The organism is Mitsuaria sp. RG, from assembly GCF_028369275.1.
Lineage (GTDB): Bacteria > Pseudomonadota > Gammaproteobacteria > Pseudomonadales > Pseudomonadaceae > Aquipseudomonas > Aquipseudomonas peradeniyensis.
On record NZ_JAQMYQ010000058.1, the window covers coordinates 21,366 to 31,573 of the forward strand.

Here is a 10,208-nt window from a genome sequence, read left to right on the forward strand (position 1 = left end):
TTTCAAGGTCTTTGGGTGCGAAGATTATTGACCGAGTGAGGGCCACCAAGTGTTCGCCGCAACCTTTGCAGCGCCTATAAAACCGAGCGCCGCCCGCGCGGCGCTCGGTCTGATAGGCGCTATAGCTCTGGCGTCGAACACCTTGAAAGGGTTGGTTTTCAAGGTGGAATAGTCTGCGATGGCGTGTCAGAACGCGTAGCGCAACCTGGCCGAGAACACGTCGGCATCGAAGCCCGACTTGCCCATGTAGTCATAGCTGACGCCGACGCTCACCGCTCCCAGCTTGTAGTCAGCCCCCAGCCCGGCCTCGTAGCTGTTGCGCGCCACGCTGGCGCCATGGCTGACGAACGGCGTGGTGCCCAGCACGAAGGTCGCGGTGTTCTGCACAGGATCCGCGGCAAAGTCGTGGTAGGCCATGACTTTCAGCTGCGGCTCCAGGATGCCGGCGCCAAGCGGCAGTTGGCTGGCCACGCGCACGCCGGCGCCCAGCTCGATGGCCTCGTAGCGCTGCGCCTCGACCTTGAGTGCGGCCGACGAGCCTTTCTCGTTGAAGCTGTCGATGTCGACGCGGCTGTAGCGCGCCGCCAGGCGCGGCTCGACCAGCAGTCGCGGATCCGGCTGCCAGCTATAGCCGCCCACCAGGTTCAGGCCCAACAGGTTGCTGTCATAGTCCGACTTGGCCCGGGTGCCGGCGATCTCGCGCTTGCCTTGGTTGTCGTTGAAGCCGTAGGTTAGGCTGGCATCGACGAAGTAGTTGTCCAGGGTGTAGCTGCCATACAGCGAGAAGGCGTGGCTCTGTACCTGGGTCTTGTTGCCGCGTTTGCCGTTGATGTCGGTGTCGATGAAGCTGTAGGCCGCGCCGAGGGTGAGCTGGTCGTCCAGCTGGCCATCGGCACCGACCGCCACGCCGCGGCTGTAGGCGTTGTAGCCGGCAATGCCGTCGCGTTGTTGCTGGCTGGCGTCGCTGTACAGCGACTGCATCCACACGCCGGAGGCGCGGCGTGCCTCGTCGGCGCGAGGGGCGTGCAGGCTGCTGGAGCGGTTGTCGATGGCGTTGCCGATCAGGCGCTGGCTGGCCAGGGCGGCCTGGCGCGCGCCGTCGCTGACGTCCGGCGCCAGTTGCTCGGCGAGCCTGGTCAGTTGCGCTTCGTCGGCGCTGGCGGCGGCGAGGAACAGTGGGTCCTGGTTGCCCAGGCGTGCCAGCAGGCCGGCTTCGGCCAGGTTGCCCAGGGCACGCTGTGCATTGCTGTCGCCACCCTGTTGCGCGACGATCTGCTCAAGGTCCTCGGTCGGCTTGGTGCTGACGGTGACGTAGACCTTGTTGTCATCGAGCGTGCTGCTCAGCACGTTGAGCATGGCCGAGGTGCTGGCGACCTGGGGCTTGGCGTTGACCTGCAGGCCGTTGGCGTCGAGGACCTGCACCTGGCCGGCCTCGAGCAGCAGGTAGCGGCTGCCGCTGGCCTCGAAGTCGGTGTCCTCCGGCTCCAGCAGGATCCGCGCGTTCTGGGCGAACTCGGCGATGCCGCTGACCTTGAGCACCGCCGTGTTCGGGTCGGTACTGCTTGCCAGCCACAGGCCCAGCGCCGAGTTGTCGGCAATCCTCAGGTTGCCGTCGAGGGTGGTGTGAAGGCTGTGCAGGGTGAAGGTAGTGGGTGGCTCGCTGCTGTCGCCCACATCGATCCAGCCACCGTTTGCCAGGCGGATGCTGTTGCTGCCGGGGGGGCCGTAGGCGACGCCATAGGTGCTGTCGCCTTCGACCTCGATGTTGGCCAGGCCGACAAGGTCGCCGTAGACCTTGCTGCCCTGGCGCAGGATCAACTCGACCGGGCGGTTGCTGGCGGTGGCGTCGATGGCGGTGTTGCCCCAGATCGTCCCGCTGTTGAAGATGTTCAGTGCGCCGTTGGCCTTGTACCAGGCCGACAAGCCTGTGCCGTCGAAGGCGGTGTTGCCGATACGGATGGCGGTTGTGGTGGCTGTGATCCTGCCGCTGTTGACCAGGTGGCGGTCCATGCTGTCGACCAGGGTGGCGCCGTCGAGCGCGATGGCCTGGTCACTGGCGAAGATCCGACCGGTATTCTCGATGCCGGCCAGGATGGTGGGCCGGTTGCTGGTGCCTGCAGTGGCACTGATGGCAACGGCGCCAGGGCCGGATACATCGATGTTGCCGCGGTTGACGACCTTGCCTTCCAGGCTGGCGCCCGCCAGGTTGATGCCGCGTGCGTCCCTGCCTTCGACGGTGATGCTCGCGCCATCGGCGTTGATCACATCGCCCTGCAGGACAGTGGCGCCGCTCGGGCTGGACAGGTCGATGCCGTAGGTCGGCCCGCCATTGAAGTAGGAGATGCCGGTGCCGACCCTGAGGCTTCCCTCGTTGGTGAGATCGCCGTCTACCAGGGTGCCTTGCAGGCGCAAGGCCGCGCCATCGAGGCTGGTGGTTTTCACGTTGCCGCGATTGTACAGGTAGCCGCCGATGCTGCTGTTGGCCAGGCGGATGCCGTCGCTGCGGTTGACCATGTCGACCGTGCGCTGGTCGTTGTCGTTGATGGCACTGTTGAAGACCAGGTCGCCCATCACGCGGGTATTGGCGAGATTGATCGCGTCACGTCGCAGGCCGGTGTAGCTGCCAGTGAATTCGAGGTCTGCGGGGTGGCTCTGGTTCTGCTCGGCGTGGCCGGCATCGGTCAGTTGAATGGTCTCGGCCAGCGAGGGCAGGGGGCTGGCGCCGATCAAAAGGGCCAGGAGGGTCTTGCGTGCGTTAAGCGGTGGCACGGTTTCGTTCCTTTGAAATCGTAGAGCAAGCAGTGCGCATCCATGCGGGCGTATGACCGTAACGGCTGGGGCTTTTCGCCACGACAATGCGCGGGGGGGGCGAATGCTACCGTGGATGATGGCAGATTGGCATTGTTGTTTGACGTCAATTTTTTGTTTTGCCGCTTTTGCCGCCTGCCAATTGCCGCTTGGTGGTGGTGTGGCGGAAGCACTTTGCCGCTTTTCTGGCATCACCAGCGCCCTAATACCTGGGTAGCCCCCGGTTTACTGGGGTTGCGCTGGTTGGCACAGCCCTTGCTAAAGCCTAAGCCAACGAAACTCTGGTCAACCTTTGAAGGTTTCCCCGATATGAGCATCAGCTTCGACAAGGCGCTTGGCATCCACGAAAAGGCATTGGGCTTCCGCGCCCAGCGTGCCGAGGTGCTGGCCAATAACATCGCCAACGCCGACACGCCCAACTACAAGGCGCGTGACATGGACTTCTCGTCGGTACTCGCCGCCGAGGCCGACAAGCAGCAGAAGGGGCGCATAGCCCTGGACCGCACCAACAACCGCCACATCGAGGCCGAAGGCCTGGCGATGATGGACGACACCCTGCAGTACCGTACGCCGATGCAGCCGTCGATCGACCAGAACACCGTGGATGCGCAGATCGAGCAGTCGAACTACGCGGAAAACGCCGTTGGCTTCCAGGCCAGCTTCACCCTGCTCAACAGTAAATTCAAAGGGCTGGTATCGGCCCTGCGTGGAGAGTGACCATGTCCCTTGCCAGTGTCTTCAACATCGCCGGTAGCGGCATGAGCGCGCAGAACACGCGCCTGAACACCGTTGCCTCGAACATCGCCAACGCCGAGACGGTGTCCTCGAGCATCGACCAGACCTACCGCGCCCGCCATCCGGTGTTCGCCACCACCTTCCAGAACGCGCAGAACGGCATGGGCCAGTCGCTGTTCGAGGAGCAGGGCGAGGCCGGGCAGGGCGTCCAGGTCAAGGGCATCATCGAGGACCAGAGCAACCTCGAGGCACGTTACGAGCCCAATCATCCGTCGGCGAACAAGGACGGCTACGTCTACTACCCGAATGTCAACGTGGTCGAGGAGATGGCCGACATGATCTCCGCCAGCCGTGCGTTCCAGACCAACGCCGAGCTGATGAACACCGCCAAGACCATGATGCAGAAAGTACTGACCCTGGGTCAGTGATAAGGAATCCCGACCATGGCAGTCGAAAACCCCAGCGTGAACCTCAATGATGTGCTGACAAAATCCGGGGTCAGCACCGGCACCAAGAAAACCACCACCGAGCCTGTCGACAAGAACGCGCTGGGCAAGGATGCGTTTCTCAAGCTGCTGGTCACCCAGATGCAGCACCAGAACCCGCTGGATCCCCAGGACAACGGTCAGTTCATCGCCCAGCTGGCGCAGTTCAGCAGCCTGGAAGGCATCCAGACCCTGAACAGCTCGGTCAACTCGATCATCAGCGGCATGGGCTCGTCCCAGGCGCTGCAGGCCTCCTCCCTGGTAGGGCGTTCGGTGATCGTGCAGAACGACAAGGCCCTCTTCGATCCGAAGGAAAGCCTCAATGGCCAGGTGGTCGTGCCGCAGAACATCACCGACGGCAAGGTGACCATCAAGGACAAGGATGGCAACGTGGTCAAGACCATCCAGTTGGGCGAGCAGAAGAAAGGCACCGCCGATTTCATCTGGGACGGCACCAACGACAAGGGCGAGAAAGTCGAGGCGGGTACCTATACCTTCACCGCCACCACCACTGTCGACGGCAAGTCGCAGGAGATGTACACGATGCTGCCGGCCAAGGTCACCAGTGTCAGCTTCCAGAACGGTGGCGAGATGATGCTCAACCTTGCCGGGATCGGCAAGCTGGGCATCTCCAAAGTACAAACTATCGGAATCTAAGGCCGCTAGCACGGCATAAGGAGTGAATGCATGTCTTTCAATATCGGCCTTAGCGGTCTGTACGCAGCCAACAAGAAGCTGGACGTCACCGGCAACAACATCGCCAACTCCGAGACCGTCGGCTTCAAGTCGTCGCGCGCCGAGTTCGCCGACGTCTACGCTGGCGCCAACCGCCTGGGCGTGGGCAAGAACCAGGTCGGCAACGGCGTGCGCCTGGCCACGGTTTCTCAGCAGTTCGGCCAGGGCGACGTCAACAACACCGGCAACGTGCTGGACATGGGCATCCAGGGCCAGGGTTTCTTCGTCCTGTCCGACAACGGTTCGCTCAGCTACACCCGCGCCGGTGCGTTCCAGACCAACAAGGATGGCTATGTCGTCACCTCCGATGGCCTGGGCCTGCAAGGCTATGGGGTCGATGCCAATGGCAAGATCATGAAGGGCGTGCTGACCGACCTGCGGATCGATACCTCGGCAATGGCGCCGAAGGCGACCACCCTGATCGACCAGGGCATCAACCTGAACTCCTCGGCCCCCGACATCCCGCTGGAGGTCCTGGACAATTCCACGCCGCCCGTGATGGTGCCGAACAAGCCGTTCGATCCGAAGGATCAGGCCACCTATACCAAGTCGTTCCCGACCAAGGTGTACGACAGCCAGGGCAACGAGCACGTCATGGAGCAGTTCTACCGCAAGACCGGCGAGAACCAGTGGACCATGTACACCCTGGTGGATGGCCGCAACCCCTACGACCCGAGCAAGACCACCCCGCTCATTGGCAACATCGACTTCAACCCCGACGGCAGCGTCAAGGCCATGACCGCCAGCCCTGACAACGTGCCGACCACGCCGGTGGGGACGTTCGACTGGAGCGTGGTCAACAACACCTTCACCATGAAGGGCTGGATCCCGGCCGCCAAGGACGCCGCGGGCAACTGGGGCTCCAACGGCTCGGTGGGTAACGCCGACGGCATGCGTCTGTCGATGAACAGCACCACCTCCTACAACCTCGAGACCGCGCGCAGCTCGCAGTCCCAGGACGGTTATGCCACGGGTGTCCTGTCGAACCTGTCGATCGACTCCACCGGCGTGATGTTCGCCAGTTTCAGCAACCAGCAGTCCCGCGCCATCGGCCAGGTAGCCATTGCCAGCTTCGCCAACGAGCAGGGCCTGCAGCAGGTCGGCGGGACCCGCTGGAAGGAAACCTTCTCCTCGGGTATTCCAGGTATCGACGCGCCAAAAACTGGCACCCTGGGCTCGGTGGAGTCCAACTCGCTGGAGGCTTCCAACGTCAACCTGACCAAGGAGCTGGTCGAGCTGATCAAGGCGCAGAGCTTCTACCAAGCCAACGCCAAGACCATCTCCACTGAAAGCACCATCATGCAGACCACCATCCAGATGACCTGATGGTCGCTGGCTGAGCGTTTGTCGACGAACCCCTTTGCACGAAGGGGTTCGTCGTTTTCGAGGAGAGGCTCCATGAAAAAGCTGGTCGCTGCCGCCGTTGCGGCGCTCTGCCTGCTCCAGGCGCAGGCCGCGATGGCCCCCTGGTGGCGCTGGGAAAGCCAGGCCGATGGGCGTCTGGTGTGTTCGCAATGGTCACCTGGCGAGGGCTGGAAACGCTTTGCCGGGCCGTTCGACAATGCCGGTTGCAGGTCGCTTTGACCCAAGGCAAAAATTGATGGCTTGAGGCCATCGATTGGCGGATTTGCTTCAGGTATGATCCGCGTCATCCCACTCGTTCGAGTGGCTGGCAAGCGTCATTTTCCAAGGATCGGAACTCTTGAAAAGCAGTAAGGATACTGGCGCGCGCGTGCTGCCGGCGCCGCTTCGCGTGGCCTTGAAAAAGGGCCTGGTCGGCGCGGCCCTGTTCTCTGGCGTGATCAACCTGTTGGCGTTGATCGGCCCCCTGTTCATGCTCGAGGTCTATGACCGGGTCATCCCCAGTCGCAGCCTGCCCACCTTGGTGGCGCTGGGGCTGCTGGTGGCGGGTGCGTACCTGGTGTTCGCCGTGCTCGACATCATTCGCTCGCGGGTCATGTCGCGTATCGCTGGAGCTGTGGACGGAGCGCTTTCGACGCAGGTGTTCAGGATCATCGCCGGCACGCCGCTGAAGATCGCCCTGGACCAGGATCCGCTCAAGCCCGCCCAGGAACTCGAACAGATCCGCGCCTTCATCGCTGGCCCCGGGCTCATGGCGTTCTTCGACCTGCCGTGGATGCCGGTGTACCTCGCGGTCAGCTTCTACATCCATCCATCACTGGGCTGGCTGGCGTTGGGCATGATCGTGCTGATGGTACTGCTGACCTGGCTCACCGACCGTGGCACGCACCAGGCCATGCGCGACAGCGCGATACTGGCCAGCCAGCGCAATCGCCTGGGCCAGCAGGCCCATGTCGGCGCTGAAGTGCTCGCCGCGATGGGCATGACCGAGCGTGCCGCTGCACGTTGGCAGGTGCTGCAGGAGCAGTACGCCACGTTGCAGCGGCGCAGCGCCGATGTCGGCAGCTTCTATGGCGGGATCACCAAGGCCCTGCGCCAGTTGGTGCAATCGGCGTCCCTGGGTGTGGGTGCCTGGTTGGTGATCGGGGGCGATCTCAGCGGCGGTGCGATTGTCGCCGCCTCGATCATCGTTGCCCGCACCCTGGCCCCGGCCGAGCAGATCATTGGCACATGGCGCAGCCTGGTGTCCGCGCGATTTGCCTGGCAGCAGTTGCGCGGCGTGCTGGCGATCTTTCCGGCGCCCGCGCACAGGACTGCGCTGCCGACTGCTCGCAGCCAGCTGCTGGTGAGCGGCCTGTGTGTGGCGCCGCCGGGCGTGCAGCGGCTGGTACTGCAAGGGGTGAATTTCAGCCTGGCTGCCGGCGGCTCGCTGGCGGTGATCGGCCCCAGCGCCTCGGGCAAGTCGTCGCTGGCGCGGGCCTTGGTCGGCGCGTGGCCGGCGCTGCGCGGCCAGGTCTGCCTGGATGGCGCGGCACTGGAGCTCTGGCCGGATGCGGCGCGGGCGGTCATGACCGGCTACCTGCCGCAGAGCGTCGATCTGTTCGAGGCGAGCGTGGGGCAGAACATCGCGCGTCTGGATCCGCAGGCCGATGCCGCGGCGATTGTCGCGGCGGCGCGTCAGGCCGGCGTGCACGAGTTGATCCTGCAACTCCCGCAGGGCTACGACACGCCGGTCGGCGAGGGCGGCGTCAATCTTTCGGCAGGGCAGCGCCAGCGTATCGGCCTTGCCCGTGCGTTGTATGGCGAGCCGTTCCTGGTGGTGCTCGACGAGCCCAATGCCAACCTTGATGCCGAGGGCGAACGGGCGTTGGCCCGGGCGATCGAGGGCGTCAAGGCGCGCGGCGGGGTGGTGGTGGCCATCGCCCACCGTTCCGGGCTCCTGGCGGTGATTGACCAGGTACTGGTGCTTGAGCAGGGGGCGCAGGCGGCATTTGGCCCGCGCGATACCGTGCTGGCGCGACCGGTGACGCTCGCCGAGCCGCGAGTGGTCAAGGGGGGTGTGCAGGCATGATGCGGATCGATGATGAGCAGGGGCTGCTGCGTTCGCTGCGTGGCCACCTGTGGGCCGGTGCCGGGGTCGTGGTGGTGTTGCTGGGCGGCGCGCTGACGTGGTCGGCCGTCACTGAACTGGCCGGTGCGGTGATTGCGCCGGGGGCGGTGGCGGTGCAGGACAGCGTGAAGAAGGTCCAGCATCCCAGTGGTGGCGTGGTGGCGCAATTGCTGGTTGGCGAGGGGCAATCGGTGCAGGCCGGTGACGTGTTGCTGCGACTGGACGCGACCTTGCAGGAGGCCAGTCATGCCATCGTCGCCAAGGCCCTTGACCAGGCCTTGGCGCGTCAGGCTCGGCTCGAGGCGGAGCGCGATGGCCTGGCGCAGGTGGACACGCCGTCACGGCTTGTCGCGCGCGAGGGTGAGGCACAGGTGCAGGCGGTGCTGGCCAGTGAGCGGCAGTTGTTCGTCGACCGCCGCCAGTCGCGGGATGGGCAGAAGCAGCAATTGCGCGAGCGTATCGAGCAACTGACCCAGACCATCGCCGGTCATGACCTGCAGCAGCGCACCAAGGGCGAGGAAATCCGCCTGATTGACGAGGAATACCAGGCCGTCAAGATCTTGCAGAAGAAGGGCCTGATGACCCTCGACCGGGTCAATGCCCTGGCCCGCGGCATCGCTCGCCTGCAGGGCGAACGTGGCCAGTTGGTCGCGGCCATCGCCGAGGCGCGGGCGCGCATTGCCGAAACCCGTCTGGAGCTGTTGCAGGTGGACCAGCGGTTCCGCGAACAGGTTTCCGGCGAGCTGCGTGACCTGATGGCGCAGCAGGGCGAATGGGTGGAGCGCGAGGTCGCTGCGGCCGACCAGCTCAAGCGCATAGAAGTGCTGGCGCCCAGTGCCGGGCGGGTCCAGCAGTTGGCGGTACACACCGTGGGCGGTGTGATCTCGCCGGCCGAGACCCTGATGCAGATCGTCCCGCTGGACGACGAACTGTTGGTCGAGGCGCGCATCAGCCCGCAGGACATCGATCAGGTCGTGCTCGGCCAGGAGGCGTTGCTGCGCTTCAGTGCGTTCAATCGCGCGATCACCCCCGAAGTGCTCGGGCGGGTGGTGCGTCTCTCCGCCGACCTGGTGACCGACCCGCAGAGCGGGCTCGGCTTCTACCGCGCCGGCATTCATATCGACAAGGCCGAGCAGCGCAAGCTGGACGGCCTCACGCTGGTGCCGGGCATGCCGGTGGAGTCGATGATCCAGACGGGTCATCGCACCGTGCTGTCCTATCTGCTCAAGCCAGTAGGCGACCATGCGCAACGGGCATTCAGGGAAGGATGAGCGTCGACCGGAGGGTGGGCGTAGTCATGCAGGGATTGTTCAACCATTGGCAAGGAATGAGTAGACATGGCTGTTATCCAGGGAACCGAAGGCGCCGACAATCTGGTCGGCACCAGTGCGGACGATCAGATTTTTGGCAAGGGTGGCGATGACATCATCAATGGCGGTGATGGTAACGACACGCTATACGGTGGCGCGGGTGCCGATCGCTTTATCGGTGGTGCGGGCAACGACACAGTGTCGTACACCGATGCCGGCGCCGGCATCACGCTGAACTTCAAGACCGGCGTGCATACTGGCATTGCCGCCGGCGACACCTTTGAAAGCATCGAGGTGTTCCAGGGCTCGAACTTCGCCGATACCTTCATCAGCGATGCCCGCGCCCAGAAGTTCAGTGGCGGTCTCAACGATGTGATGGACTACTCGCTGTCTGGCCAGGCGGTGACCATCACCATCGACAACACCGGTGGCAAGGGGCAAGGCGGCGATGCGGAGGGCGATACCTTCACAGGCATGGGGGGCATCATTGGTTCCAGTCTGAACGACACGTTTATCATGCAGGCCAACGGATCAAGCAAGTCGTTCAATGGTGGTGCAGGCAATGATGTCTATTACTTGTATGCAGCGGCAGGCGTGGCCGAGCAGGCTGGCGGCGGCATCGATGAGGTGCGCACGACGCTGGCCAGCTATACCCTGACCAGT

The 10,208-nt window shown here is 64.1% G+C and carries 9 protein-coding genes; 8 read left to right on the forward strand and 1 reads right to left on the reverse strand.

The window, feature by feature from the left end; translation table 11 throughout:
* Positions 1 to 186: 186 nt before the first annotated feature.
* Positions 187 to 2,769: an autotransporter family protein gene (locus POF53_RS23390; protein ID WP_498969644.1), complete on the reverse strand. Its 2,583-nt coding sequence runs from the start codon at positions 2,767 to 2,769 to the stop codon at positions 187 to 189.
* Positions 2,770 to 3,117: 348 nt separating this feature from the next.
* Between POF53_RS23390 and flgB the strand changes: the two genes are divergently transcribed.
* From flgB to POF53_RS23430, 8 genes are all read left to right on the forward strand, one after another.
* Complete coding sequence (gene flgB, locus POF53_RS23395; RefSeq protein WP_203651598.1) at positions 3,118 to 3,525, forward strand: flagellar basal body rod protein FlgB; 408 nt, start codon at positions 3,118 to 3,120, stop codon at positions 3,523 to 3,525.
* 2 nt (positions 3,526 to 3,527) lie between these two features.
* Positions 3,528 to 3,971 (forward strand): flagellar basal body rod protein FlgC, encoded by a 444-nt coding sequence (gene flgC / locus POF53_RS23400; RefSeq protein WP_198743001.1) that lies wholly within the window; start codon positions 3,528 to 3,530, stop codon positions 3,969 to 3,971.
* A 15-nt stretch (positions 3,972 to 3,986) separates the two neighbouring features.
* Entirely contained in the window at positions 3,987 to 4,685 is a 699-nt protein-coding gene (gene flgD, locus POF53_RS23405) for a flagellar hook assembly protein FlgD (protein WP_186735515.1), read from the forward strand.
* A 30-nt stretch (positions 4,686 to 4,715) separates the two neighbouring features.
* Entirely contained in the window at positions 4,716 to 6,089 is a 1,374-nt protein-coding gene (flgE, locus tag POF53_RS23410) for a flagellar hook protein FlgE (RefSeq protein ID WP_498969647.1), read from the forward strand.
* A gap of 72 nt (positions 6,090 to 6,161) precedes the next feature.
* Positions 6,162 to 6,347, forward strand: coding sequence for a hypothetical protein (locus tag POF53_RS23415; RefSeq protein WP_050706708.1), 186 nt, complete (start codon positions 6,162 to 6,164; stop codon positions 6,345 to 6,347).
* A 118-nt stretch (positions 6,348 to 6,465) separates the two neighbouring features.
* Positions 6,466 to 8,196, forward strand: coding sequence for a type I secretion system permease/ATPase (locus POF53_RS23420; RefSeq protein WP_498969649.1), 1,731 nt, complete (start codon positions 6,466 to 6,468; stop codon positions 8,194 to 8,196).
* Positions 8,193 to 9,506: an HlyD family type I secretion periplasmic adaptor subunit gene (locus tag POF53_RS23425; RefSeq protein ID WP_498969651.1), complete on the forward strand. Its 1,314-nt coding sequence runs from the start codon at positions 8,193 to 8,195 to the stop codon at positions 9,504 to 9,506. Before POF53_RS23420 ends, POF53_RS23425 begins: the two co-directional genes overlap by 4 nt.
* A 66-nt stretch (positions 9,507 to 9,572) precedes the next feature.
* Positions 9,573 to 10,208, forward strand: a 636-nt coding sequence (locus POF53_RS23430) for a calcium-binding protein (protein ID WP_498969653.1), incomplete at its 3' end; no start/stop codon positions are given.